The organism is Pseudomonas sp. W3I7, assembly GCF_030816095.1.
In the GTDB taxonomy this organism is placed as follows: domain Bacteria; phylum Pseudomonadota; class Gammaproteobacteria; order Pseudomonadales; family Pseudomonadaceae; genus Aquipseudomonas; species Aquipseudomonas salomonii.
This window is the reverse complement of the sequence record NZ_JAUSXP010000001.1, coordinates 4,519,309-4,544,664: the sequence shown is the minus strand read 5'-3', so window position 1 is coordinate 4,544,664 and position 25,356 is coordinate 4,519,309. Positions and strand designations below refer to the sequence as shown.

Genomic DNA, 25,356 nt, shown 5'->3' with positions numbered 1-25,356 from the left:
ACTAGACTGGCGGCCTTTTCACCTACCGATACTGATGTAGAGCCATGGCCGCCAAAGTCGAACCTTTCTGGATACGCAAAACCCTTGAACACCTCGACCAGGAGGAGTGGGAGTCGTTGTGCGACGGCTGTGGCCTGTGCTGCCTGCAAAAGCTTGAGGATGAAGACGACAACAGCGTCTATTACACGCGCATCGCCTGCAAATTGCTTGATCTAAAAACCTGCCAGTGCAGCGACTATGCCAACCGCCGCGCCTCGGTGCCCGATTGCATCCAGCTCACGCCGGGCCAGGCTGACCAGTTCAAATGGCTGCCGCCGACCTGCGGCTATCGCCTGGTCAGCGAACGCAAGGACCTGCCGCTGTGGCACCACCTGGTGTGTGGCGACCGCGATGCCGTGCACCATGAACGCATTTCCCAGTCCGGTCGCATGCTCGCCGAAGGCAGCGTGCCCGAAGATGACTGGGAGGATTACCTGATCTTCCGCGCAGGCTGAAAAAAGGAGTGTGTATGAGGGTGGCAACCCGGCTGGCGGCATCTTTAGTGCTGCTGACACTGAGCCTGCCTGCGTGGTGCGCGAAGAAAGTCGACCTGGATTATCACGTCAAGCTGCTGCCCCAGAGTGATCAGGCCGAGGTGCGCGTGAGCCTGTCCCAGGGCTCGGCCGTGCGCAGCCTGAACTTCGACCTGGGCCGTGACGGCGACTACAGCGACTTCAAGGCCGACGGCCAATGGCAGGTCACCGGCAGTCGTGGCCTGTGGCAACCCAGCGCCGACAAGGCCAGCCTGACGTACCGCGTGCGCCTTAGCCATGCGCGCAAGCCGGGCGTGTATGAGGCACGGATGACGCCGAGCTGGGCGCTGTTTCGTGGCGAAGACCTGGTGCCGGCTGCGCGGCTCGACCAGCAGGACGGTACCGAGCTGGTGTCGCGGCTGATGTTCGAGTTACCGGCCGGCTGGAAAAGCGTCGAAACCGCCTGGCCGCGTATCGGCAAGCATACATTTCGTATCAACAATGTGTCCCGCCTGTTCGACCGGCCTACCGGCTGGATGCTCGCGGGTAACCTCGGCAGCCGTCGCGTGCGCCTGGGTGACACCGACGTCACCGTGGCCTCGCCCAAGGGCCAAGCCATGCGCCGTATGGATGTGCTGACGCTGCTGACGTTCGTGTGGCCGCAAATGGAGGCCGCACTGCCGCGCCATCCGGCCAAGCTGCTGATCGTCGGCGCCAGCGACCCGATGCGCCGTGGCGCTTTCCCGGCGCGCGATTCGATTTACCTCAACAGCCGCACGCCGCTGATCAGCGAAAACGGCAGCAGCCCATTGTTGCGTGAAGTGGTGCAAGCCATTGGCCGTTTTAACGACCACGATACCAGTGACTGGATCAGCGAAGGATTGGGCGAGTATTACGCCATTGAACTGCTGCGGCGTGCCGGCGGCATTACCGATGAGCGCTATGCGGCGATACAGACGCGGTTGGCCAAGGAAGGCAAGGGCGTGACCAGCCTGCGCGGCGATCACGTCAACGCTGCGAGCGTGGCGCGGGCGGTGCTGGTGTTGCAGGAGCTGGACCGCGAGATCCGCGTCAAGACCCACAACAAGCGCTCGCTGGATGATCTGGCGCAGGCGGTAATGCGCGCGAACAGTGTGAATACGGCGGAGTTTGTGCAGTTGGCTGAAAGTGTGATCGGCGAGTCGTCGGTGGTGCTGGACTCCAAGTTACTGCGCTGATTTCCAGTCTTGCACACAGCAAAAATGTGGGAGCGGGCTTGCTCGCGAATACGGTGTGTCAGCCAAACACATGGCGACTGACACTCCGCTTTCGCGAGCAAGCCCGCTCCCACATTTGACCGCGTTCAGTTTGATTATTTAGTGGCTTTCTCCGCCGCCACTTCAGCCTTGGTCTTCAAGTTCTTCAACTCTTCGCCCGCGCGTTCGATCTTGGTACGCACGCTGTTCATTTCCTGGCGGCCTTGCTCCAGCTTGTCCTTGAGCGAGCTGTGCCCGGTCACGCCGCGCACCAGCGCCACGCCACCAATCGCCACCTGGATCAGCCCGAAGATGCCGCCACGGCGCAGGCCTTTGCCGACCATCATCACACCGCCGGCCACCGAAAGAATGCGTTCCGACCCGTGCACGTTTTGCGTACTTTTGGGGGCTGGTTGCAGGTGTTCGATGATAGGTCGCAGGGTTTTGCTGTCGCTCATGGTGTGTCTCCAACAAAGGCAAGTGTAAGTAGCTGACTGTTTGCAGGTGGCGGATGTTCCCGAAATATCAGTACTTGGGGCCCGAGCGGGTGTTGTTGCCCTTGGCCAGACGGTCGTAGAGCACCACATTGACGGTGGCGGCCAGGTTCATGCAGCCGGTGGTCGGGATGTACACCACGTCTTCACACCAGTCGCGGATCTCTTTGTCCAGCGAGCCGTCTTCGGGGCCGAAGATGTACAGCGCGCGGTCGGGGTGCGTGTACTCGGGCAGCGGGCGGGCGCCTTCGACCAGCTCCACGGCGACCGGGATACAGCCCAGCGGCAGGATCTTTTTCAGGTCATCGATGCCGATCAACGGAATGTCGTGGTGGACCTTCTTGGTGTCGGTGATGAAGTCCCGGGCGCGCTCGTAACGCACGCCGGTGTAAAACACCGAGGCCACGCCGTAGCAGCCGGCGGCGCGCATCACCGAGCCGACGTTTTCGGGGGATTTGGGGTTATACAGACCGATGCAGCTGTAGCGTTTATTGCCCACGGGGAAGGGTGCCTTGGAGGAAAACCGCGATTATACGGCCTTGGCGGCATGTGTTGCTTGGGCGATCGCTATCGCGGGCAAGCCCGGCTCCCACACTTGGAATGCATTCCCCTGTGGGAGCTGGCTTGCCTGCGATGAGGCCCGCACAGACAAAGAAGGGCTTCAGTCGTCCTTCTTCATCAACCCCGCCAACGCCGCAAACGGGTTGTGCGTGGCCTTGGCAATCGTCGGGCTGCTGGTGGAACCTTCGCCGAAGTACTGCTGGTCGGTGTAGCGCGAGTGTTCGTTGTCGTGGCAGTACAGGCACAGCAACTCCCAGTTGGAACCGTCCTGGGGGTTGTCATCATGATTGTGGTTGCGATGGTGTACGGTCAGTTCGCTCAAGCGTTTGCCGGCAAACTCACGGGCGCAGCGGCCGCACACGTGCGGGTACATCTTCAAGGCTTTGTCGCGGTAGCCCATTTCCCGGTCGCGCTGGGCATCGGCGAGGATGCGGTCCAGCTTGGCGGTGTGGGAGGGCGGGTTGGTCGAGCTCATCATGGCTCCTGGCTATTTGGGGGTTCACGGATAGGGTTGATTCTAGCCGCTCGCGCGGCAAATGACCGCTGGCTTTTTCAGCTGCGGTACAGCCGGGCTTTAGCGAACGTTTGTAGTATCGGCACATTCACTTCACAAGGACCTGACACCTATGCGTGTGTACACATGGACCGCAGCCCTGCTGCTCAGCGTGCTGGCCGCTCAAGCCCAGGCGTTCTCCACACCCAGGCCCGGCCAGGTGATCGAGGTGGCCCTCGAGCAACTGCACCCGACCCAGGCCGTGGTGGGCTTTGACCAGATCTACTACAGCCTGGGGCTGTTCGCCGACAAACCGGCCAAGGTGTTCGACGAATACTGCGAAACCAACGGCCAGGGCGCCGCCGACAACGTGCCGAAGAAAGCCGACCTGCACCAACCCGACAGCTTCACCTGCAAGGACCCGGTGGGCGCCCACCCCGACGACATGAAAACCGTGGTGGTCGGCCCCGGCGGCCAGTTGTACCTGACCGACGGTCACCACAGTTTCACCACCTTGTGGGAAGTGCCCGGCGGCGGCCCGCAGTTGAAAATGTGGGTCAAGGTAACTGATGACTTCAGCAACAGCGCCGACATGAATACCTTCTGGCAGCGTATGGAGGCGGCCCGCAAGGTCTGGCTCAAGGACAATCAGGGCCAGACCCTGCCGCCGCAGCAACTGCCCGCGCACCTGGGCTTCAAGAACCTGCAGGACGACACCTTTCGCAGCCTGGTGTATTTCACCCGCAAGGCCGCCTACGGCAAGCCGGACGATGGCGCGATTGCGCCGGAATTCCTGGAGTTCTACTGGGGCAACTGGCTGCGTACGCAGATTGATTTGAAGGCGTACAACTTGAACAAAAAGGGCGGCTATAAGGACGCGATTGAGGCGGTTGCCAAACGCATGGTCAGCCTGGCGCCGGGTTCACAGGTGGGGAGCAGCGGTTTCACCGCCAGGCAACTGGGCGGTATGACCCAACTGGACCAGGGCGAGCTGGACAAGACCTTCGAGAAAAAAGTGCCGTATGTGATCGATTACCGAAAATCCAAAGGCTGATAAAAGGCCAAAACTTGGGAGCTGGCTGGTGTGGGAGCTGGCTTGCCTGCGATGCCGGCACCTCGGTGATTCAGGTAGACCGCGGTGATGCAATCGCAGGCAAGCCAGCTCCCACACAAGCCCGCTCCCACATTTGGATCTATGGCATTTGTGGGTTTGCCTCAGCCCTTAAGCTTCTCGGCAATCCAGATGGTATGCCGGGTGCCCTTGCTGCCATGGGCAAACACTTGCACTTCCTCGGCCTTGAACCCGGCTTTGCGCAGTTTGTCGCTGAACAGCTTGTCGGCGCTGGCTGACCATACCGCCAGCACGCCTTTAGGCCGCAGCGCCTTGGCACACGCGGCCAGGCCACCGGCCGAATACAGCCAGCTGTTGGCCTTTTGCGTCAGGCCTTCAGGGCCGTTGTCCACATCCAGCATGATCGCGTCAAAGCCCTGGGGCTCGGCCTGCAGCACCTTGGCCACGTCTTCCAGGCGGATCACCGTGCGTGGGTCCAGCAGCGGACGGCCGGATTTTTCCCCCAGCGGGCCACGGTTCCATTCCACGACGCCGGGCACCAATTCCGCCACCACCACTTCGGCGCTTTTGCCCAAATGCTTGAGTGCCGAGGCCAGGGTAAAGCCCATGCCCAGGCCGCCGATCAATACCCGCGAACCCGGCCGGCCGGCGACTTTACGGCACGGAATCTCCGCCAGCGCGTCTTCGGAGCCATGCATGCGCGTGTTCATCAACTGGCCGCCGTCACCGCCCTGGATCTTGATGACAAAATCCTCGCCGTATTCGAACAGGCACAAGGCACCGCCGTTGTCGGGGATCGGGGTGGTGTCGAGCAGAACGAAACGTTTCATGGAAATCTCATTGGGAAGGGCATTCTTGCGCGGTTGGGAGTAGCCTTACGACATTCCGGTCAGGCCATGGAGCCATCGATGAAGTGCAGCATTCTAACGGTCATTGCGTTAAGCGCGCTCACATTGGGTGCGGCGCAGGCGCAAGAGGCGCAAACCGTGCCGGTGGCGCCTGCGCCAACACCCGGTGCACCGGGCACACCGACGCCCACCTTGTACCCGCAAGTCACCCCGCCTGTGGCGCCTAAAGCCTCCGCCAATGGTTCGCCCGCGCTGGTGCCGATTGTGTTGCCCACGCCGCCCAAGGATCAGACGGTGCCCGGCCTGCTGCAAAATGACAGCAAGCCGAAGACGCCCGGCGGTTAAAATGGCTGGGACAGTAATTGCCCGTCGGCCATGCGCAGGCGCTTGGACAAGGCAATCGCAATCGCGCGAATGATCTTGGCCGCCACCCTGGGGGCTTCGTTGAGCATTTTTTCCAGCGCATCTTTGCCCAGGTTCAACAGCACGCAATCACTGGCGGCCACGCAACTGGCGGAGCGCCGCTCGCCGTCAAGCACCGCCATCTCGCCAAACGCCCGGCCACTGCGCAGGGTGGCGATGGTCAGGCGCTGGCCGCTGTGATTGGTTTTCTGCACGGCCACCTGGCCGCTGTGCAGGATGCACATGAAGGTGCCGGCATCGCCCTCGAGGAAAATCACCTCGTCGCGGGCGATGCTGCTGATGTTGAAGTAGCCGGCGGCCACGTGAAAATCTTCCGGCAACAGCGGGTCGAACAGGCCGCAATCCATGAGCATGTCGCGAATTTCGTTGTTCATCAGAGTCGGTAGTGGCATAGCTGCAATCTTGGTCCATCAATCAAGTCGGGCGGTCTTGTGTTCAGACAGGACCGCCTTGCTAAGTTCCTTAAACGAGGCCCAGGGCCTTGAAGACAAAGCCATATTCGAGCGCTACGTCACGTAATCCCTGATAACGCCCGCCTCATCCCGCCATGGCCGGCACCGAGCTCGGTCTTGAGCAGCAACAGGTTGGGGTCGGTTTTGGTCTCGCGCAATTTGGCTACCCATTTGGCCGCTTCCCAATACTGCACGCGGCTGTCGTTGTAACCGGCAATCACCAGCATGTGCGGGTAAGCCTGGGCCTGGACGTTTTCATAGGGGGCGTAGGCCTTGATGCGTTCGTACACCTCAGGCTCTTGCGGGTTACCCCACTCGTCGTATTCGGTGATGGTCAGCGGCAGTTCCGGGTCGAGCATGGTGTTGAGCACGTCGACGAACGGCACTTCGGCAATCGCCGCCTGGAACAGCTCCGGGCGTTGATTGAGCACCGCGCCGATCAACAGGCCGCCGGCGCTGCCGCCGCTGATAGCCAGCTGCTTGGAGCTGGTCAGCCCTTCGGCGATCAAGTGCTCGGCGCAGGCGATAAAGTCGCTGAAGGTGTTCTGTTTATGCTCCTGCTTGCCGTTGCGATACCAGGCTTCGCCCAGTTCGCCGCCGCCGCGTACATGCGCGATGGCAAATGCCACGCCGCGCTCCAGCAGGCTCAGGCGCGCATGGGAGAACCACGGGTCGAGGCTTGAACCGTAGGCGCCGTAGCCATAGAGGTACAGCGGTGTGGGTTTGCCCAGCTGATCACGCTTGACCACCAGGCTGATCGGCACCTGGGTGCCGTCTGCAGACGTCGCCCACAGCCGTTGGCTGATGTAATCGTCGGCGTTGAACACGCCGAGTACCGGGGTTTCCTTGAGCACCACCTGCGCGCCGCTGGCCAGTTCAAGCTGGCGCACCTGGGCCGGACGGTTCAGGGCTTCATAACGCAGGCGGATCTTGTCGCTGGCAAATTCCAGGCTGTTTTGCACGTAAAGGCTGTAGGCGGCGTCAGGCAATTCCACGCGATAGGCGCTCGAACCCTGCGGGTGCACCTCGATCACCGGCAGGCCGCCGATACGCAGGCTCAAGGTCATGGCGCTGGCATTGAGGGTCACGCCGTCGAGCATCACGTCATCGCTGTGGGGGATCAGGTTCTGCCATTGATCCTCAGTCGGCACACTGCCGGTGTCGGTGGCGACGAACAGCGCATAGTTGATACCGTCACGGTTGCTGCGGATAAACCAGGTCCATTTATCATCCAGCATGCCGTGGTCGACATCGTATTCATGGTCTTCGACCCGTGGCGCCAGGCAGGTGAAAGCCTGCTGTGGCTGGTCGGCGTCCAACGCCCAGATTTCGCTGGTGGTCTTGCTGCCCAGAGCCAGCAGCAACTGGCGCTCGGAGCTGGAACGGTAGCAATGCAGGAAGAACCGCCCGTCGGGCTCGTGGAACACTTCCTGCGCCGCCGTGCCATCCAGGCGGTAGCGGTAAAGCTTGTGCGGGCGGTGGGTGTCGTCCAGTTCGCCGAAGAACAGCGTCAGGCTGTCGTTGGCCCAGGTCATGCTGCCGTCGCAGTCTTCAAACTCCAGTTCGCTGACCTTGCCGGTGGCTAATTCCTTCACGTACAGGGTGTAAATCTCTTCACCACTGGTGTCGAGGCTGTAGGCCAGGCGCTGGTGGTCGGGGCTGATGCTGAACGCACCGAGGGAGAAAAAGCCGCCATTGGCCAGCACGTTCGGGTCCAGCAGCAGTTCTTCGCTGCTTTCGTCCACCGTGTTGCTGTCATCCGCCGGGCGACGGCAGCGGTAGTGGCGGGCGTATTCATCACCGGCGGTGGTGCGCGTGTAATACAGGTACGGGCCCCATGGCGAAGGCAACGACAGGTCGGTTTCCAGGATGCGGCCCTTGATCTCTTCGAACAGGCTTTCACGCAGGGCTTGCTGGTCGGCGAGCTGGCCTTCCTGCCAGGCGTTTTCGGCTTTGAGGTAGTCGAGCACTTCAGGTGTGTCACGTTCCTGCAACCAGGCGTACGGGTCTGGGCCTTGGGCCTTGCGGGCGATCGGGGCGGTCGATATAGGCATGGATCACTCTCTGTCTGGCGGATGGTGGCAGGCATTGCAGCCGAGACACGCAAAAGCCGTTATCATAGCCGCCTCTTTGCCAGCCTTGCCATGGACACCATGACCGAGAACGACTATCTGACCGCTTGGGGCCTTTACGCCTTCGCCGCTTTGGGCTGCCTGTTGGTGTGGTGGCGCATGACCCGCTGGATCTGGCGCTGGCTGCGCGAGCCGCTGCAATTGCTGATGGCGGTGTTGTTGTTCAGCCCGACCATCGTCGACCCGGTCAAGACCCAGTTTGCGCCAGCCGTGGCCATCACCGCCCTGGACCTGGTGCTGCATGTGGGCAATAACGCCTGGCGGGCCATCTCCGACCTGTTCATGTACACCATGATCGCGTTTGGCGTGTATATCGTGTTCGTGCTGATCCGCTGGCCCATCGAGCGCGCCGCCAACGCCCGCCGTGAACGCAAGGCCGCTGCCGATGCCGCCCTGGCCGCCGAACCGGTAGACGAAGACGACGAACCTTTCCGTCGCCCGGCCCCTGCCGGCAATCTGCGGGTTGAGCCGCGCCTTTAACGTTGTAAGCCCTGCAGCGAGAGCCTTGGCATGTGTGAATTATTGGGCATGAGTGCCAACGTCCCCACCGATATCGTGTTCAGCTTTACCGGGCTGATGCAGCGCGGCGGGCGTACCGGCCCCCACCGCGACGGTTGGGGCATCGCGTTTTACGAAGGCCGTGGCCTGCGGCTGTTCCAGGACCCGGCCGCGAGCAGCGAGTCCGAGGTTGCACTGCTGGTGCAGCGTTATCCAATCAAAAGTGAAGTGGTGATCGGCCATATCCGCCAGGCCAATGTGGGCAAGGTGAGCCTGGCCAACACGCACCCATTCGTGCGCGAACTGTGGGGCCGTAACTGGTGCTTTGCGCATAACGGCCAGCTGGCCGACTTTAACCCGCGCGCCACGTTCTACCGGCCAGTTGGCGATACCGACAGCGAAGCGGCGTTCTGCGACTTGCTCAACCGCGTGCGCGAAGCCTTCCCGGAGCCGGTGGAAATCGAGCAAGTGCTGCCGGACCTGATCGCCGCCTGCGCCGAGTACCGCAGCAAAGGCGTGTTCAACTGCCTGCTCAGCGACGGTGACTGGCTGTTTTGCTATTGCTCGACCAAACTGGCACAGATCACCCGGCGCGCACCGTTTGGCCCGGCGCGCTTGAAAGATGTCGACGTGATCGTCGATTTTCAGGCCGAAACCACGCCCAATGACGTGGTCACGGTGATCGCCACTGAACCCTTGACCGACAATGAAAACTGGACCCGCTACGAACCGGGCCAATGGAGCCTGTGGCGACGTGGTGAATGCGTCAGCCAAGGCGTTACCGAGTAAGGATATCGACCATGTTGCTCAGTTATCTGCGGTTGGTGCTGTTTGCCATTGGCTTGTTGGTCGGCGTGCAAGTGCCGGGGTTTATCAACGACTACGCCAAGCGCGTCGAAGCCCATTTGATCGAAGCCCAGACTGGCCTGCGCGGCTTTGATGCCACGGCGCAGCAGTTCTTCAATGGCGACTTGCAGGCGTTGGTGGCCCATTACCGCGCCAGTGATGACCCGGTGTTTCGCAGCGATGCCAACAGCCTGGGCACTTTGCTCGATCGTCAGGTGGCGTTGGACAAGCAGTTCCAGGCCATGCAAGGCCCCTGGTACATCCGCGCACTGCAAGTGGCGGTGGCTGCCGACCCGGATATCCGCCTGGAAACCTGGAATGGCTACAGCTACCAGATCCTGCTGACGCCTGAGGCAATGGGCTGGGGCTTGGGCGGGGCGATGCTGTTGTCGTTCGGCCTCGAATGCCTGTACCGCCTGATCGACTGGGTGGTGTTGGGCGGCAAGCGCCTGCGCCAGAGCCGGCCGATCGAAGAGCGCGACCTTAAAGGCCTCTAAAGGCCTGTGGGAGCTGGCAAGCCAGCTCCCACCTGTTTAATCCGGTTTCGCCAGCAGCATCCGGTTTTCACCCACTTCCTCGGCATACCGCGCCACCACCTTCTGGCACAACCCGACAATCTCCTCCACCAACTCCACCCCCACGCGCCACGACACCACCACCTGCAAATTCGGCAGGCGTTGCGCCATGGGCAGCATCACCAATTCCCCTCGAGCCAATTCTTCCATCACCAGCACCGGCGGTAACGCGCCAATCCCGAAACCATCGCGCAGCAAGCGGGTAATCGCCGACACCGAGTTCACGCAGTTCATGCGTGGCGAGGCCACCCCGTTGGCCTGCATCAGGCTCAGCACATCCTGGTGCGGGTGGGAGTTTTTCGAGTAGGTGATGATGCGCTCCTGGGCCAGTTCGGCGAGGGAGGCGTAGTCACGGTTGTAGATAGACTGGCTGGCGACGATCCAGGCCATGGGATGGCTGGCCAGCTCCAGGCTGCGCACGGTTTCCAGGCGCAGCAGGTCGGTTTGCAGGATCAGGTCGAGGAAGCCTTTTTGCAGTTGATCGCTGAGGTTTAACGCGGTATCGGCGACCAGTTCGATTTCTACTCGCGGGAAGTGCTCCATCAATTGCGCCACCAACTGGCTCAGCCAGGTGTGGATCACCGTGTCCATGGCGCCGATGCGGATGCGCCCCACCTTGCTGCTGGTGGTCTCCAGGGACTGCTTCAAACCCTGCATGGTGACCATCATCTGCTCGGCATAATCGAGCACCTTCAAGCCTTCCGGGGTCAGGCTCACGCCGCGTGAGTCGCGCAGAAACAGCTTCACACCCAACTCGCTTTCGAGCACGGCGATGCGGCTGGAAATCGAGGCCTGGGTGGTGAACAGCTTCTCGGCGGTCAGGCGAAAGCTTTTGAGCTTGGCCACCCAGACGAAGGTTTCGAGGAACTTCAAATTCATGGGATCAACTTTTCTTATGCTTGGATCGGTTTTTATTAGTTGGACGCCGCACCCGGCAAACGCCAAAAATCGAGGCATTCCACGATAAGCGCCGTTAGGGTGTCAGGACAAGTTGCGAGTTCTGCGTAAAAAATCCCACACTACAAAAAATACAAAGCCTACAGGAGCAACCACCGTGAGCCGTCTGCTTTTGAATTGCGATATTGGCGAAAGCTTTGGCAACTGGACCCTGGGTCTGGACGCCGAGGTCATGCCGTTCATCGATTGCGCCAACGTGGCCTGTGGCTTTCATGCCGGCGACCCCAGCATCATGCGCCAGACCGTCAGCCTGGCCCTCAAGCACGCTGTGCAGATCGGCGCGCACCCGGCCTACCAGGACCTGCAAGGGTTCGGCCGCCGCTCCATGGCCTATACGCCGCAGGAAATCCAGGACCTGATGCACTACCAGATCGGTGCCCTTGAGGGCATCTGCCGTGCGCAGGGTACCCGCGTCAGCTATGTCAAACCCCACGGCGCGCTGTACAACGACATGATGGCCAAGCCGGCGCAACTGCGTGCGGTGATGCAGGCTGTGGCCGCGTATGGCGACTTGCCCCTGATGTTGCTGGCCAAAAGCGACAACAGCGAGGCCCAGGCACTGGGCGATGAGTTCGGCCTGACACTGTGGTTCGAAGCCTTCGCTGATCGCGCCTATGACCCCAAGGGCCATCTGGTTTCGCGCCAGTTGCCGGGTGCGGTCCATCACGACGCCGACACCATCGTGCAGCAAGCCCTGACCATTTCCCGTGGGCAAGCCCTGACGGCCAGCGACGGCAGCGCCCTGGTGTTGCAGGCCAACACCCTGTGCGTACACGGCGATAACGCCAGCTCGATCGCCGCTGTGCAGCGCATCCGCGAGGCGTTGAAGCCAGCATGAAGCCGCGCATCGAAGTGGTGGCCATCGACTGCCTGATGGTGCGTCTGTTTGAGGTGATTGCCGAAGCCAACATGCCGTGGATGCTTGCCGCGACCCAGCGCCTGCGCGAAGGTTTTGGCGCCGCGCTGGTGGATCTGGTGCCGTCCTACACCACCTTGATGGTGCATTACGACCTGACTGCGCTGAGCCCCGCTCAAGCGCGGGAACTGATCGATCAGGCGCTGACCGACTTGCAACCCCAGGCGCAAGGCAGCGGCCAGTGCCACGTGTTGCCGGTGTGGTACGACCTGAGTGTCGGCCCGGAACTGACCTTGCTCAGCCAGCGCAGCGGGTTGTCGGTTGAGGACGTGATCCAGCGCCACAGTGCCCACGAATACCAAGTATTTGCCCTCGGCTTCGCGCCCGGCTTTGCCTTTATGGGGTTGGTGGATGAAATCCTCGCCACGCCTCGCCTCAACACACCGCGTAAACGTGTGGCGGCCGGCAGTGTCGGGATTGCCGAGCGGCAAACCGCCGCCTACCCGGTGGTGTCGCCGGGCGGCTGGAACCTGATCGGCCGCACCCCGACCAAACTGTTCGACCGTGAGCGTGACGGCTACAGCCTGATGCAACCGGGCGATACGGTGCGTTTCGAAGCGGTCGGCCACGCCGAATTCATCCATTTGGGTGGCGATGACACGCCGTTGGAGGCGCGGGCATGAGCCGCTTGTTGATCGAGGCCAGCACGCCGCTGTGCCTGTTGCAGGACGCCGGGCGCTTTGGCGTGCGCCACCTGGGCGTGACCCAGGGCGGTGCGCTGGATTGGGTGTCGATGTCCTGGGCCAATTGGCTGCTGGGCAATGCGCTGGATGCACCGGTGGTGGAAATCACCTTGGGCGGGTTTACCGTGCAGGCCGAAGACTATTGTTTGCTGGCATTGGCCGGGGCGGATTTGGGCGCCTATATCGACGAACGCGCCATCAGCCCTGGGCGCAGTTTTATCCTGCAAAAGGGCCAGCGTCTGCGCTTTACCCAGCCGTTCAGCGGTGCGCGAGCTTACCTGGCGGCGCCCGGCGGGTTTGATGCGCCGGCTGTGCTGGGCAGTTGCGCCACGGTGGTACGTGAGGAATTGGGTGGGCTGGACGGTTTCGGCAAGGCCTTGGCCGAAGGCGGGCGGTTGGTTTATTCCGGTACGGGCGGCGCGATGAACGTGCTGAGCACGCCTGATCTGCCGGCAAAAGCGCCGCTGGAGGTGATTGTCGGCGCGCAGATCGGCCAGTTCAGCGGGCAGAGCCTGTTCGATGCATTCAATACCGACTGGTCGCTGGACAGCCGCGCCGATCGCATGGGCATGCGTTTGCTGGGCACGCCGTTGCAGTACCAGGGGCCGTCGTTGATTTCTGAAGGGATTGCGCTGGGCGCGATTCAGGTGCCGCCGGATGGGCAGCCGATTGTGTTGCTCAATGATCGGCAGACGATTGGCGGTTATCCGCGTTTGGGCGCACTGACGCCGTTGGCATTGGCGCGGTTGGCGCAGTGTTTGCCGGGGGAGAAGGTGAGGTTGGCGCCGGTGGTGCAGGAGACCGCGCATCGGCAGCACATCGAGTTTTTGCAGCGGTTTGGGAATTGCTGAAAGCATCGCAGGCAAGCCAGCTCCCACAGGGGGAATGCATTTCAACTTTGGAATGCATTCAAAATGTGGGAGCTGGCTTGCCTGCGATAGCGTCAGTGAATACACCGCTTATTTAGACAGAAAACGCATGCCTTCTTCCAACCCACGCAACGTCAGCGGATACATCTGATCCTCCACCAACTCGCGCACAATCGCCGTCGACGCCGTATAGCCCCAGGTGTCTTTCGGGTAGGGGTTAATCCAGATCAGCTTCTTGTACTTGGCCATGAAGCGCTGCATCCACACATACCCAGGCTCTTCGTTCCAGTGCTCGACACTGCCGCCGGCCTGGGTGATTTCATACGGCGCCATCGACGCATCGCCGATAAAGATCACTTTGTAGTCGGCGCCGTATTTGTGCAGCAGATCCTGGGTCGAGGTGCGCTCCGAAGTGCGGCGCTGGTTGTTCTTCCACACCGACTCGTACACGAAGTTGTGGAAGTAGAAGTACTCCAGGTGCTTGAACTCGGTTTTGCACGCCGAAAACAGCTCTTCGCAAATCTTCACGTGAGCGTCCATCGAACCGCCGATATCGAACAGCAGCAACAGCTTGATGGTGTTGCGCCGCTCCGGGCGCATCTGGATATTCAGCAAGCCGGCATCCCGCGCCGTGTGGTCGATGGTGCCGTCGATATCCAGCTCTTCAGCCGCACCCTGGCGCGCAAACTTGCGCAGGCGGCGCAGGGCGATCTTGATGTTGCGCGTGCCCAGTTCCACCTGGTCGTCGAGGTTCTTGTACTCGCGCTGGTCCCAGACCTTTACGGCTTTGCCCTGGCGTTTGCCGGCATCGCCAACCCGAATACCCTCCGGGTTGTAGCCACCGGAGCCAAACGGGCTGGTGCCGCCGGTGCCGATCCATTTATTACCGCCGGCGTGGCGTTCTTTCTGTTCTTCCAGGCGTTTCTTGAACTCTTCGATCAACTTGTCCAGGCCGCCAAGGGACTGGATCTGCGCGCGTTCCTCATCGGTCAGCGAGCGTTCGAATTCCTTGCGCAGCCATTCTTCAGGGATCAACGCCTGCAAGTGGTCGTCGAGCTTTTCCAGCCCATTGAAATAGGCGCCGAACGCACGGTCGAACTTGTCGAAATGCCGTTCGTCCTTGACCAGGATCGCGCGGGCCAAGTAGTAAAACTCGTCCATGTCGGCAAAAACCACGCGTTGTTTAAGCGCGTTGATCAGGTCCAGCAGCTCGCGCACCGACACCGGCACCTTGGCGGCGCGCATCTCATTGAACAGGTTGAGCAGCATCAGCGATTACCGCGACGGCTCATGAACGCCAGACGCTCCAGCAACTGCACGTCTTGCTCGTTCTTGACCAGAGCACCGGCCAGCGGCGGAATGGCTTTGGTCGGGTCGCGTTCGCGCAGCACGGCTTCGCCGATGTTGTCGGCCATCAACAGCTTGAGCCAGTCGACCAGTTCGGAGGTGGACGGCTTTTTCTTCAGGCCCGGCACTTTGCGCACGTCGAAGAACACGTCCAGCGCTTCGCTGACCAAGTCTTTCTTGATGTCGGGGTAGTGCACGTCGACGATTTTTTGCAGGGTGCTGCGATCGGGGAAGGCGATGTAGTGGAAGAAGCAGCGGCGCAGGAAGGCGTCCGGCAGCTCTTTTTCGTTGTTGGAAGTAATGATGATGATCGGGCGTTTCTTCGCCTTGATGGTCTCGTCGATTTCATAGACGTAGAACTCCATCTTGTCGAGTTCCTGCAGCAGGTCGTTAGGGAACTCGATGTCGGCCTTGTCGATTTCATCGATCAGCAGAATCACGCGCTCCTCGGCCTCGAAGGCTTCCCAGAGCTTGCCCTTTTTCAGGTAGTTGCGCACATCGTGGACTTTCTCATTGCCCAGCTGCGAGTCGCGCAGGCGGCTGACCGCGTCGTACTCATACAGGCCCTGATGCGCCTTGGTGGTCGACTTGATGTGCCAGGTGATCAGCTTGGCGCCGAAGGACTCGGCCAATTGTTCGGCAAGCATGGTCTTGCCGGTGCCCGGTTCGCCCTTGACCAGCAACGGCCGCTCCAGGGTGATGGCGGCGTTGACGGCCAGTTTCAGGTCATCGGTAGCCACATAGGCCTGGGTGCCTTCGAACTTCATCGGTCATTCCTCGAATTCATCAATGCCCGGACTATACCGCGCAGCCCCGGCGACTGTGAACGCAGACGGGTTATTCAGTCTCTGAATGGCCGGTCACATTGCAGTCCGACGGGCGGGGTATGCTGATGCTTATGTGGGAGCTGGCTCCCATATGAGCCAGGCCCCAGGGTTAATTGGCGGAAGGCTTGGGTTGTTCATACCGAGCGTTGAACGCCTGGATAAAACCATTGCGTAAAATCGCCAAAAACGCCGAGAACGCGCTGATATCTTGCTGGTGTACGCTGCCACTGAGTTCCACGCGGGTGGCAAACTGGTTTTTGTTCTGGTTCTTCAGCACGGTTTCGCTGGCGCCGACCACGGCTTCCCAGATCGAGCGGAAGATATTTTTATCTTTGTTTTCAACATCCTGCTTCCAGTCAAAGACTTCCACATCGCGCAACAGTGGCTTGATGTAGCCGTTCAACTGGCCTTTATCGGCCTGGGCCTCGATCACCACGTCGCCGGTACCGGCCTTGAAGTCGAATTTGCCGTAGGCCGAGGCGAAGTCGTTGAGGCGTTTGAGCTGGATGTCCTTGGCGCGAAAGCGGAATTCGAAATCTTCAAAGTTGCTCAGCGGGTCGAACGCTGCGGTGGCTTCCAATGGCGCCTGGCCGAGCAACTGCGCCTTGCCTTCGAAGGTAGCGTCGCGCTTGCCTTTAAGGTCGACCACGTTGGTGAGGTTGTAGAAACTGGCGTTGACCCCGGTGGCGTACATGTTCACCGCCGGCTTGGAGTTGAAGTTGTGGAAGGCGATCTTGCCGTCCTGAATGCGCACTTCATTGAGGGTGATCGGCAACAGCTTGCCCAGTTGCTCGCGCCAGTCGGTGCCTTTACCGGTCTGTGACGCCTGCTGGTTGCCGCCATCGACGAAGTTCAGCTCTGGCTGGAAGAACTGCACCTCGGCCACCACGGCGTGGTCGTACCACAGCGAATGCCAGCTCACCGAGAGGTCGATCAACGGCGCCTTGACGAACGGTACCGGCACCTTGCCGTCGACCTTGACGATCTGCAGGCCGTTGATCTTATAGGCGCCGCGCCACAGCGCCACGTCTACATCGGTGACCTGGCCACGGTAGTCACCCATGTCGGCCAGCTTGTCGTTCAGGTAATTGCGCACCAGATAAGGCAGGGCCAGGTCCAGGGCGATCAGTGCTACCACCAGTACGGCGACGATCCATAGCAGCCCACTGTAGCGACGTTTCATGTCATTACTCTCCAACGGTATAGGCGATGGACCGCACGCGCGGGCGCAACGTTCCTCTGACTGGACGCCTAAAGGCCGCAGGCATACCCTTGGGGCCTTCTTGAATTTGCCTTAAGGACCCGTCATGAGCCGTATCTTTGCCGACAACGCGCACTCCATCGGTAACACGCCCCTGGTGCAGATCAACCGCATTGCGCCGCGTGGCGTGACCATCCTGGCCAAGATCGAGGGGCGTAACCCGGGTTATTCGGTGAAATGCCGCATTGGCGCCAACATGATCTGGGACGCCGAAAGCACCGGCAAACTCAAGCCGGGCATGACCATTGTCGAACCGACCTCCGGCAACACCGGCATCGGCCTGGCGTTTGTCGCCGCCGCCCGTGGCTACAAGCTGCTGCTGACCATGCCGGCCTCCATGAGCATCGAGCGCCGTAAAGTGCTCAAGGCCCTGGGCGCCGAGCTGGTGCTGACTGAGCCGGCCAAGGGCATGAAAGGCGCTATCGACAAGGCTGGCGAAATTGTCGCCGGCGACCCGGCCACCTACTTTATGCCGGCCCAGTTCGAAAACCCGGCCAACCCGGCAATTCACGAGAAAACCACCGGCCCGGAAATCTGGAACGACACCGATGGCGCGGTGGACGTGCTGGTGGCGGGCGTGGGCACTGGCGGCACCATTACCGGGGTTTCGCGCTATATCAAGAACATTGCCGGCAAGCCGATTCTGTCGGTGGCGGTTGAGCCGATGGTATCGCCGGTGATCACCCAGGCGCTGGCCGGTGAAGAGATCAAGCCGAGCCCGCATAAAATCCAGGGCATCGGCGCCGGGTTTGTGCCGAAGAACCTCGACCTGTCGATGGTTGACCGCGTGGAGCTGGTGACCGACGACGAATCCAAGGCCATGGCCCTGCGCCTGATGCAGGAAGAGGGAATTCTGTGCGGTATCTCCTGCGGCGCCGCCATGGCCGTGGCCGTGCGTCTGGCCGAGAAGCCGGAAATGCAGGGCAAGACTATCGTGGTGATCCTGCCGGACTCCGGCGAGCGCTACCTGTCGAGCATGTTGTTCAGCGATTTGTTTACCGAGCAAGAAACCCAGGCGTGAGGCTCACCTGTGGCGAGGGAGCTTGCTCCCGCTGGGTCGCGAAGCGGCCCTAAAAAACGGGAGCGCTACGCACTCCAACGGGAGCAAGCTCCCTCGCCACAAGGTTGATGTATATCAGCCGGTCGGCCTGGGCCTTCTGCATAATGGTCCAAGTGTTTATCATGGCCGGCTGCTACGTCTGGTTTCCCGTTGACGGGAGGTTGCTGGCCAGGCGCTTATTTTCAGGAGTTGCTGCATGACCTTTTCTTTGGCCGCCAAACTGTCGGTGCTGGCGTTGTTTATCGGCAGCATTCTGTATGTGCACTTGCGCGGCAAGGCGCGTTTGCCGGTGTTGCGCCAGTTCGTCAACCATTCGGCGCTGTTCGCCCCTTATAACGCCTTGATGTACCTGTTTTCGGCCGTGCCGTCCAAGCCGTACCTGGACCGCAGCAAGTTCCCGGAACTGGATGTGCTCAAGGACAACTGGGAAGTGATCCGCGAAGAGGCCATGCACCTGTTCGACGAGGGTTACATTCGCGCCGCCGAAAAGAACAACGACGCCGGTTTCGGTTCGTTCTTCAAGAAAGGCTGGAAACGTTTCTATCTCAAGTGGTACGACAAACCGCTGCCATCGGCCGAGGCGCTGTGCCCGAAAACCGTGGCCTTGGTCAGCAGCATCCCCAACGTCAAGGGCGCGATGTTCGCGCTGTTGCCGGGCGGCAGCCACCTCAACCCGCACCGCGACCCGTTTGCCGGCTCGTTGCGTTATCACTTGGGCCTGTCCACGCCGAACTCCGACGACTGCCGCATCTTCGTCGACGGCCAGGTGTACGCCTGGCGCGACGGTGAAGACGTGATGTTCGATGAAACCTATGTGCATTGGGTCAAGAACGAGACGGAAAAGACTCGCGTGATCCTGTTCTGCGATATCGAACGCCCGCTGAGCAACCGCCTCATGACCGGCGTCAACCGCTGGGTCAGCAAGCAGCTGGGTCGCGCGACGGCGCCGCAGAACCTGGATGACGAGCGTGTGGGCGGGATCAACCAGGCGTATGCCTGGAGCAAGACCTTCAGCGACAAGTTCAGTGGTGTGGTCAAGCAGTGGAAGCGCAAGCATCCCAAGGCCTACCGCATTGCGCGGCCGGTGCTGGCGGTGGTTGTGTTGGTGCTGCTGTGGAAATGGTTGTTCGGCTAAATTGAAACGCGGTCAACACTGTGGGAGCTGGCTTGCCTGCGATAGCGGTCTGTCAGCTGTGAAGAGGCTGGCTGGCCTACCGCTATCGCAGGCAAGCCAGCTCCCACATTTGATCTCCCGTGTTGCTTAGGAGGCGATCAACTGGCGCAGCACATAGTGCAAGATGCCACCGGCCTTGAAGTACTCCACCTCGTTAAGCGTATCAATCCGGCACAGCACCTCGACCTTCTCGCTGCTGCCATCTTCGCGGGTAATTACCAGCGTCAGGTTCATCCGTGGCTCGATCTCCGCATCGGTCAGCCCCAGGATGTCGATCTTCTCCTTGCCGGTCAGTTTGAGCGCCTTGCGGTTCTGGTCCAGCTTGAACTGCAATGGCAACACGCCCATGCCCACCAGGTTGGAGCGGTGAATCCGCTCGAAACTCTCGGCAATCACCGCCTTGACCCCCAGCAGGTTAGTGCCCTTGGCCGCCCAGTCGCGGCTTGAGCCGGTGCCATATTCTTGCCCTGCAATCACCACCAGCGGCGTGCCCGAGGCCTGGTACTTCATGGCGGCGTCGTAGATCGGCATTTTCTCGCCGGTGGGGATGTACAGCGTGTTGCCGCCTTCTTCGCCGCCGAGCATTTCATTGCGGATACGGATATTGGCAAAGGTGCCGCGCATCATCACTTCATGGTTACCCCGGCGTGAGCCGTAGGAGTTGAAGTCACGCGGCTCCACACCCTGTTCGCGCAGGTAACGGCCAGCGGGGCTGTCGGTCTTGATATTGCCGGCGGGGGAGATGTGGTCGGTGGTCACCGAATCGCCCAGCAGGGCCAGCACATTGGCGCCCTTGACGTCTTCGATCACCGGCAATGGCCCGGAAATATCGTCGAAGAACGGCGGATGCTGGATGTAGGTCGAATCCTTCTGCCACACATAGGTGGCCGCTTGTGGCACTTCAATCGCCTGCCACTGCTCGTCACCGGCAAACACCTCGGCATATTCCTTGTGGAACATGCCGGTGCTCACCTGCGCCACCGCGTCGGCAATCTCTTTGCTGCTCGGCCAGATGTCTTTGAGGTACACCGGCTTGCCATCTTTGCCTTCGCCCAGCGGCTCGCTGCTGATGTCGATGCGCACGGTGCCGGCCAAGGCATAGGCGACCACCAGCGGCGGCGAGGCCAGCCAGTTGGTTTTCACCAGCGGGTGTACGCGGCCTTCAAAGTTGCGGTTGCCCGACAGCACCGAAGCCACCGCCAGGTCGGCCTTCTGGATGGCTTTTTCGATCGGCTCAGGCAATGGCCCGGAGTTGCCGATGCAGGTGGTGCAGCCGTAGCCGACCAGATCAAAGCCGAGCGTGTCGAGGTAGTGGGTAAGGCCGGCCGCCTTGTAGTAGTCGGTCACCACTTTGGAGCCAGGCGCCAGGGAGGTCTTCACCCACGGCTTGCGGGTCAGGCCTTTTTCCACGGCCTTTTTCGCCACGAGCCCTGCGGCCATCATCACGCTGGGGTTGGAGGTGTTGGTGCAGGAGGTAATCGCGGCGATCACCACCGCGCCGTTTTTGAGGCGATAGGTGTGGCCGTCGTACTCGTAATCGGTCTCGCCGACCAAATCCGCATTGCCCACGGCAACCCCGCCGCCGCCTTCACTTTCCAGGCGGCCTTCTTCTTTGCTGGCGGGCTTGAATTGCAGGTCGAGAAAGTCAGTGAAGGCCTGGCCAACATTGGGCAGTGACACGCGGTCCTGCGGGCGTTTCGGCCCGGCGAGGCTGGCTTCGACGCTGCCCATGTCCAGCGCGAGGGTGTCGGTGAACACCGGTTCCTGGCCGGCGTTACGCCACAGGCCCTGGGCCTTGGTGTAGGCCTCCACCAGCTTCACGGTTTCTGCCGGGCGGCCGGACAGGCGCAGGTAGTCCAACGTCACTTCATCCACCGGGAAAAAGCCGCAAGTGGCGCCGTATTCCGGGGCCATGTTGGCGATGGTGGCGCGGTCGGCCAGGGGCAGGTCGGTCAAGCCGTCGCCATAGAACTCGACGAATTTGCCCACTACGCCTTTTTTACGCAGCATCTGGGTGACGGTCAGCACCAGGTCGGTGGCAGTAATACCTTCTTTCAATTTGCCGGTCAGCTTGAAGCCGATCACTTCCGGAATCAGCATCGATACCGGCTGGCCGAGCATCGCCGCTTCCGCTTCGATGCCGCCCACGCCCCAGCCGAGCACGCCCAGGCCGTTGATCATGGTGGTGTGGGAGTCGGTGCCCACCAACGTGTCGGGGAAGGCGTAAGTGCGGCCGTCTTCGTCTTTAGTCCACACCGTACGGCCCAAGTATTCGAGGTTAACCTGGTGGCAGATGCCGGTGCCCGGTGGCACCACGCTGAAGTTGTCGAAAGCGTTCTGGCCCCAGCGCAGGAAGGCGTAGCGTTCGCCGTTGCGCTGCATCTCGATGTCGACGTTTTGCTCGAATGCGTCGGCGTTGCCGAACTTGTCGACCATCACCGAGTGGTCAATCACCAGGTCCACGGGGGAGAGCGGGTTGATACGCTGCGGGTCGCCACCGGCCTTGGCCACGGCGGCGCGCATGGCGGCCAGGTCGACCACGGCGGGTACGCCGGTAAAGTCCTGCATCAATACGCGGGCCGGGCGGTACTGGATCTCGCGGTCGGACTGGCGCTCTTTGAGCCAGGCGGCGATGGCCTTGAGGTCAGTGCCGGTCACGGTTTTGTTGTCTTCCCAGCGCAGCAGGTTTTCCAGCAGCACCTTGAGGGACATCGGCAGCTTATCCAGGTCACCCAGGCTCTTGGCGGCTTCGGGCAGGCTGAAGTAGTGGTAGGTCTTGTCGTCGATCTGCAGGGTTTTAAGGGTTCTCAGGCTATCTAGCGATGACATTACATGACTCCTTATGGTCCGCACGGCTACGGACCTGACGGGACGAACAGAGCTTTCAACTTAGCCCTGTTTTCATTAGCAGGCTAATAACTGGACTCTATCGTTAAGTCCAAGGTTCCGAACTCGGCTATCATGCGCGCGTTTTCATGACAGGTATTGCGATAGCGCAAGGCCGGTTGAGTCACCAGGAGAGTTGATGAACACCCTTTTTATGCACTGCCGTCCGGGTTTTGAAGGCGAAGTCTGTTCCGAGATCGCGGAACACGCCGCGCGCCTGAACGTTTCCGGCTACGCCAAGACCAAGACCGGCAGCGCCTGCGCCGAATTTGTCTGCACCATCGATGACGGCGCCCAGCGCTTGATGCACGGCCAGCGGTTTGCCGAGCTGATCTTCCCAAGGCAGTGGGCGCGCGGGGTGTTTATCGACCTGCCGGAAACCGACCGCATCAGCGTGATCCTCGCCCACCTGCGCGAATTCCCGGTGTGCGGCAGCCTGTGGCTGGAGATGGTCGACACCAACGACGGCAAAGAGCTGTCGAACTTCTGCAAGAAATTCGAAGTGCACCTGCGCAAAGCCTTGCTCAACGCTGGCAAGCTGGTGGACGACCCGAGCAAGCCGCGCCTGCTGCTGACCTTCAAAAGCGGCCGCGAAGTGTTCATGGGCCTGGCCGAGTCGAACAACTCGGCCATGTGGCCGATGGGCATCCCGCGTCTCAAGTTCCCACGTGACGCGCCCAGCCGTTCGACCCTGAAGCTTGAAGAAGCCTGGCACCACTTCATCCCCCGCGACCAGTGGGACGAACGCCTGCATGGCGACATGACTGGCGTCGACCTCGGCGCCGCGCCGGGTGGCTGGACCTGGCAACTGGTCAACCGTGGCATGCTGGTGACCGCCATCGACAATGGCCCCATGGCCGAAAGCCTGATGGACACCGGCCTGGTACAGCACTTGATGGCCGACGGCTTCACCTTCGTGCCCAAGCAGCCGGTGGACTGGATGGTCTGCGATATCGTCGAGAAACCGGCGCGTAACGCCGCACTGCTGGAAACCTGGATTGGCGAAGGGCATTGCCGCGAAGCGGTGGTGAACCTGAAACTGCCGATGAAGCAGCGTTATGCTGAAGTGAAGCGTTTGCTTGAGCGCATCGAAGAGGGCTTCAAGGCCCGTGGCATTCGGGTGGAGATCGGCTGCAAACAGCTGTATCACGACCGTGAGGAAGTGACCTGCCATTTGCGGCGCTTGGTGGATACGAAGAAACCTAAATCCCGCTGATTGTGTGTCTGGCTCAGTTTAAATGTGGGAGCGGGCTTGCTCGCGAAAGCGGTATAACAGTCGAAATTTATGTTGAATGTGCCCGCGTCTTCGCGAGCAAGCCCGCTCCCACATTGTTGAGCGGCGCCCGTTTCAGGAGTGATGTATGAATCAAACCCTCGACCTGCCTGTAGACGCTGTGCTCGACGCCACCGGCCTCAACTGCCCGGAACCGGTGATGATGTTGCACCAGCACATCCGCGACCTGCCGCCGGGCGGCTTGCTCAAGGTGATCGCCACCGACCCGTCGACCCGCCGTGATATTCCCAAGTTCTGCGTGTTCCTCGACCATGAACTGGTGGATCAGCAGGAGCAGGCCGGCAAATACCTGTACTGGATTCGCAAGAAGTCCGCTTAAACCAGGCGAATCCGCCGGCGCGCGCTGCGTGCCAGGCGGATCACCAGCATCGCCGCGGCGCAGCTCAAGCCCACGATCAGCCCTTGCCACAGCCCACTCGGCCCACTCGCTGCGCCCAGCCAATCGGTCAGCCCCAGGGCATAACCCACCGGCAACCCCACGCCCCAGTAAGCAAACAAGGTCAGCACCATGGTCACCCGTGTGTCCTGGTAGCCACGCAGCGCGCCGGCAGCGGTGACCTGGATCGCGTCGGAGAACTGGAACAGCGCCGCAAACACGATCAGCATCGATGCCACGTGGATCACTAGCGGGTCAGGCGTGTAAATCGTGGCAATCTGTTCGCGAAACAGCAGCATCAGGCTGCAGGACAGGCACGCGTAGGCCAGTGCCGTGCCCATGCCGACCCCGGCGGCAAAGCGTGCTTCACGCGGCTCGCCACGGCCCAGTGCCTGGCCGACCCGCACTGTGACCGCCATGCTCAGCGAATAGGGAATCATAAACACCAGCGAGCTGAAGTTCAGCGCGATCTGATGCCCGGCGACCACGTTGGCGCCCAGGCTGCCGATCAGCAGGGCGATCACCGCAAAGATGCTCGATTCGGCAAATACTGCGATCCCGATCGGCAGGCCGATGCCCAGCACGCGCTTGATCACGGCCCATTGCGGCCAGTCGAAACGCTTGAACAACTCGCTGCTCTGATACGCCGGTGCCCAGCGGGTCCAGGCGGCGAGGCCGAGCATCATCACCCACATCACAATGGCTGTAGCCCAGCCACAGCCCACGCCGCCCATGGCCGGCACACCGAAGTGGCCATAAATGAACACGTAGTTCAGTGGAATGTTCAACGCCAGCCCGCACAGGCCCATGACCATGCTGGGGCGCGTACGGCCCAGGCCATCACTGAAGCAACGCAACACGTAATACAGGGCGATGGCGGGCATGCCGGACGCGATGCCGTGCAGGTAAGCCATACAGGGTTTGATCAGCTCGGGGTCGACATTCATCGCGTGCAGGATCGGCTCGGCGCTGATCAGCATCAGCAGGGCAGTGATACCTACCATCACTGCCAGCCACAGGGATTGGCGCACCAGCGGGCCAATCTCGGTGTGGTGGCCGGCGCCGAAGCGCTGGGCGACTTTGGGCGTGGTGGCCAGCAGCGTGCCGGTCATCAGCAGGTACACCGGAATCCAGATCGAGTTGCCCAAGGCCACCGCCGCCAGGTCTCGCGGGCTCACGCGCCCGGCCATCACCGCATCGACAAAGCCCATGGCCGTGGTGGCGAGTTGGCCGATCATGATCGGCAGGGCCAGGGTCAGCAGGCTGCGGACCTCGCGACTGACGCGGGCGGGGCGGGAAAGGGTGGCGGTGGCGGTGTTCACGTGCGGGTGTCCAGTAAAAGAGTTGCAAAGGACGGCGAAGTCTACGCTTTGACGCAGTGGTCAGGAAAAAACCTGTGTTGCTGATTTGTAATGCGACCTGTCGGGCACCTCAGAATCCCTGTGGAAGCGGACTTGTGTGGGAGCTGGCTTGCCTGCGATGCAGGCACCTCAGTGTTTCAGGAAGATCAAGGTGATGCCATCGCAGGCAAGCCAGCTCCCACACAAGCCAGCTCCCACACTCAA

The 25,356-nt window shown here is 61.1% G+C and carries 25 protein-coding genes and 1 pseudogene; 14 read left to right on the top strand and 12 right to left on the bottom strand.

What is annotated here, in order from left to right; all coding sequences use genetic code 11:
* Positions 1–44 precede the first annotated feature (44 nt).
* Together QF043_RS20945 and QF043_RS20940 are read left to right on the top strand one after the other, a co-directional pair.
* Positions 45–494, top strand: a complete 450-nt coding sequence (locus tag QF043_RS20945; protein ID WP_058419594.1) for a YcgN family cysteine cluster protein — start codon at positions 45–47, stop codon at positions 492–494.
* Positions 495–508: 14 nt separating this feature from the next.
* A complete protein-coding gene (locus tag QF043_RS20940) occupies positions 509–1,729 on the top strand; it encodes a hypothetical protein (protein WP_307420031.1) in 1,221 nt (406 codons plus the stop codon).
* 134 nt (positions 1,730–1,863) lie between these two features.
* On the opposite strand, the gene QF043_RS20935 is transcribed toward QF043_RS20940, so the two are convergent.
* The 3 genes from QF043_RS20935 to QF043_RS20925 all read right to left on the bottom strand — a co-directional run bounded on the left by QF043_RS20935 (position 1,864) and on the right by QF043_RS20925 (position 3,277).
* Positions 1,864–2,205: a DUF2892 domain-containing protein gene (locus tag QF043_RS20935; RefSeq protein WP_307420029.1), complete on the bottom strand. Its 342-nt coding sequence runs from the start codon at positions 2,203–2,205 to the stop codon at positions 1,864–1,866.
* A 67-nt stretch (positions 2,206–2,272) separates the two neighbouring features.
* The gene (locus QF043_RS20930; protein WP_003189607.1) at positions 2,273–2,740 is read right to left on the bottom strand and encodes an RNA methyltransferase; all 468 of its coding nucleotides are present in this window, start codon (positions 2,738–2,740) and stop codon (positions 2,273–2,275) included.
* Between the two features lie 162 nt (positions 2,741–2,902).
* Entirely contained in the window at positions 2,903–3,277 is a 375-nt protein-coding gene (locus QF043_RS20925; protein ID WP_003210675.1) for a YajD family HNH nuclease, read from the bottom strand.
* Between the two features lie 151 nt (positions 3,278–3,428).
* Here QF043_RS20925 and QF043_RS20920 point away from each other — a divergent pair, with 151 nt between their 5' ends.
* On the top strand, positions 3,429–4,349 hold the full coding sequence (locus QF043_RS20920; RefSeq protein ID WP_307420028.1) for a ParB/Srx family N-terminal domain-containing protein: 921 nt from the start codon (positions 3,429–3,431) through the stop codon (positions 4,347–4,349).
* Positions 4,350–4,510: 161 nt separating this feature from the next.
* On the opposite strand, the gene QF043_RS20915 is transcribed toward QF043_RS20920, so the two are convergent.
* Positions 4,511–5,197, bottom strand: a complete 687-nt coding sequence (locus QF043_RS20915; protein WP_307420027.1) for a spermidine synthase — start codon at positions 5,195–5,197, stop codon at positions 4,511–4,513.
* Between the two features lie 78 nt (positions 5,198–5,275).
* Between QF043_RS20915 and QF043_RS20910 the strand changes: the two genes are divergently transcribed.
* Entirely contained in the window at positions 5,276–5,560 is a 285-nt protein-coding gene (locus QF043_RS20910; protein ID WP_065929157.1) for a hypothetical protein, read from the top strand.
* Here QF043_RS20910 and QF043_RS20905 read toward each other — a convergent pair.
* Together QF043_RS20905 and QF043_RS20900 are read right to left on the bottom strand one after the other, a co-directional pair.
* Positions 5,557–6,030 (bottom strand): cyclic nucleotide-binding domain-containing protein, encoded by a 474-nt coding sequence (locus QF043_RS20905; RefSeq protein ID WP_307420026.1) that lies wholly within the window; start codon positions 6,028–6,030, stop codon positions 5,557–5,559. The genes QF043_RS20910 and QF043_RS20905 overlap by 4 nt on opposite strands.
* A 70-nt stretch (positions 6,031–6,100) precedes the next feature.
* Positions 6,101–8,144 (bottom strand): annotated as a pseudogene (locus tag QF043_RS20900) (S9 family peptidase).
* Positions 8,145–8,165: 21 nt separating this feature from the next.
* On the opposite strand from QF043_RS20900, the gene QF043_RS20895 reads away from it, so the two are divergent.
* From QF043_RS20895 to QF043_RS20885, 3 genes are read left to right on the top strand one after another with little or no spacing between them, the layout of a single operon-like run.
* The gene (locus tag QF043_RS20895) at positions 8,166–8,702 is read left to right on the top strand and encodes a hypothetical protein (protein ID WP_063611647.1); all 537 of its coding nucleotides are present in this window, start codon (positions 8,166–8,168) and stop codon (positions 8,700–8,702) included.
* Positions 8,703–8,732: 30 nt separating this feature from the next.
* Positions 8,733–9,509, top strand: coding sequence for a class II glutamine amidotransferase (locus tag QF043_RS20890; protein ID WP_056857305.1), 777 nt, complete (start codon positions 8,733–8,735; stop codon positions 9,507–9,509).
* An 11-nt stretch (positions 9,510–9,520) separates the two neighbouring features.
* Entirely contained in the window at positions 9,521–10,063 is a 543-nt protein-coding gene (locus tag QF043_RS20885; protein ID WP_307420025.1) for a DUF2937 family protein, read from the top strand.
* A gap of 36 nt (positions 10,064–10,099) precedes the next feature.
* Here the strand turns inward: QF043_RS20885 and QF043_RS20880 are convergent, their stop codons facing one another.
* A complete protein-coding gene (locus tag QF043_RS20880) occupies positions 10,100–11,020 on the bottom strand; it encodes a LysR family transcriptional regulator (protein ID WP_305458597.1) in 921 nt (306 codons plus the stop codon).
* 175 nt (positions 11,021–11,195) lie between these two features.
* On the opposite strand from QF043_RS20880, the gene QF043_RS20875 reads away from it, so the two are divergent.
* The 3 genes from QF043_RS20875 to QF043_RS20865 are packed head-to-tail and all read left to right on the top strand — an operon-like array spanning position 11,196 to position 13,548.
* Positions 11,196–11,936, top strand: a complete 741-nt coding sequence (locus QF043_RS20875) for a 5-oxoprolinase subunit PxpA (protein WP_307420024.1) — start codon at positions 11,196–11,198, stop codon at positions 11,934–11,936.
* Positions 11,933–12,637, top strand: coding sequence for a 5-oxoprolinase subunit PxpB (gene pxpB, locus QF043_RS20870; protein WP_307420023.1), 705 nt, complete (start codon positions 11,933–11,935; stop codon positions 12,635–12,637). The genes QF043_RS20875 and pxpB overlap by 4 nt, the downstream gene beginning before the upstream one ends.
* Positions 12,634–13,548 (top strand): biotin-dependent carboxyltransferase family protein, encoded by a 915-nt coding sequence (locus QF043_RS20865; protein WP_307420022.1) that lies wholly within the window; start codon positions 12,634–12,636, stop codon positions 13,546–13,548. Before pxpB ends, QF043_RS20865 begins: the two co-directional genes overlap by 4 nt.
* Before the next feature lie 108 nt (positions 13,549–13,656).
* On the opposite strand, the gene QF043_RS20860 is transcribed toward QF043_RS20865, so the two are convergent.
* The 3 genes from QF043_RS20860 to QF043_RS20850 form a co-directional block, all read right to left on the bottom strand.
* Positions 13,657–14,835 carry a VWA domain-containing protein gene (locus tag QF043_RS20860; protein ID WP_056857300.1) on the bottom strand — a complete coding sequence of 393 codons (1,179 nt, stop codon included), beginning with the start codon at positions 14,833–14,835 and terminating at the stop codon, positions 13,657–13,659.
* A complete protein-coding gene (locus tag QF043_RS20855) occupies positions 14,835–15,680 on the bottom strand; it encodes a MoxR family ATPase (RefSeq protein WP_138816245.1) in 846 nt (281 codons plus the stop codon). Before QF043_RS20855 ends, QF043_RS20860 begins: the two co-directional genes overlap by 1 nt.
* Positions 15,681–15,849: 169 nt before the next feature.
* Positions 15,850–16,923 (bottom strand): DUF748 domain-containing protein, encoded by a 1,074-nt coding sequence (locus QF043_RS20850; protein WP_307420021.1) that lies wholly within the window; start codon positions 16,921–16,923, stop codon positions 15,850–15,852.
* 124 nt (positions 16,924–17,047) lie between these two features.
* On the opposite strand from QF043_RS20850, the gene cysK reads away from it, so the two are divergent.
* Together cysK and QF043_RS20840 are read left to right on the top strand one after the other, a co-directional pair.
* On the top strand, positions 17,048–18,022 hold the full coding sequence (gene cysK, locus QF043_RS20845) for a cysteine synthase A (protein ID WP_307420020.1): 975 nt from the start codon (positions 17,048–17,050) through the stop codon (positions 18,020–18,022).
* Between the two features lie 235 nt (positions 18,023–18,257).
* Positions 18,258–19,196, top strand: coding sequence for an aspartyl/asparaginyl beta-hydroxylase domain-containing protein (locus QF043_RS20840; protein ID WP_065929169.1), 939 nt, complete (start codon positions 18,258–18,260; stop codon positions 19,194–19,196).
* Between the two features lie 126 nt (positions 19,197–19,322).
* Here QF043_RS20840 and acnA read toward each other — a convergent pair whose 3' ends face one another.
* On the bottom strand, positions 19,323–22,064 hold the full coding sequence (acnA, locus tag QF043_RS20835) for an aconitate hydratase AcnA (protein WP_307420018.1): 2,742 nt from the start codon (positions 22,062–22,064) through the stop codon (positions 19,323–19,325).
* Between the two features lie 196 nt (positions 22,065–22,260).
* On the opposite strand from acnA, the gene rlmM reads away from it, so the two are divergent.
* Together rlmM and tusA are read left to right on the top strand one after the other, a co-directional pair.
* Positions 22,261–23,337 carry a 23S rRNA (cytidine(2498)-2'-O)-methyltransferase RlmM gene (rlmM, locus tag QF043_RS20830; RefSeq protein ID WP_307420017.1) on the top strand — a complete coding sequence of 359 codons (1,077 nt, stop codon included), beginning with the start codon at positions 22,261–22,263 and terminating at the stop codon, positions 23,335–23,337.
* A 145-nt stretch (positions 23,338–23,482) separates the two neighbouring features.
* Positions 23,483–23,734 carry a sulfurtransferase TusA gene (tusA, locus tag QF043_RS20825; RefSeq protein WP_065929172.1) on the top strand — a complete coding sequence of 84 codons (252 nt, stop codon included), beginning with the start codon at positions 23,483–23,485 and terminating at the stop codon, positions 23,732–23,734.
* On the opposite strand, the gene QF043_RS20820 is transcribed toward tusA, so the two are convergent.
* Complete coding sequence (locus QF043_RS20820) at positions 23,731–25,113, bottom strand: MATE family efflux transporter (RefSeq protein ID WP_307420016.1); 1,383 nt, start codon at positions 25,111–25,113, stop codon at positions 23,731–23,733. The genes tusA and QF043_RS20820 overlap by 4 nt on opposite strands.
* Positions 25,114–25,356 lie beyond the last annotated feature (243 nt).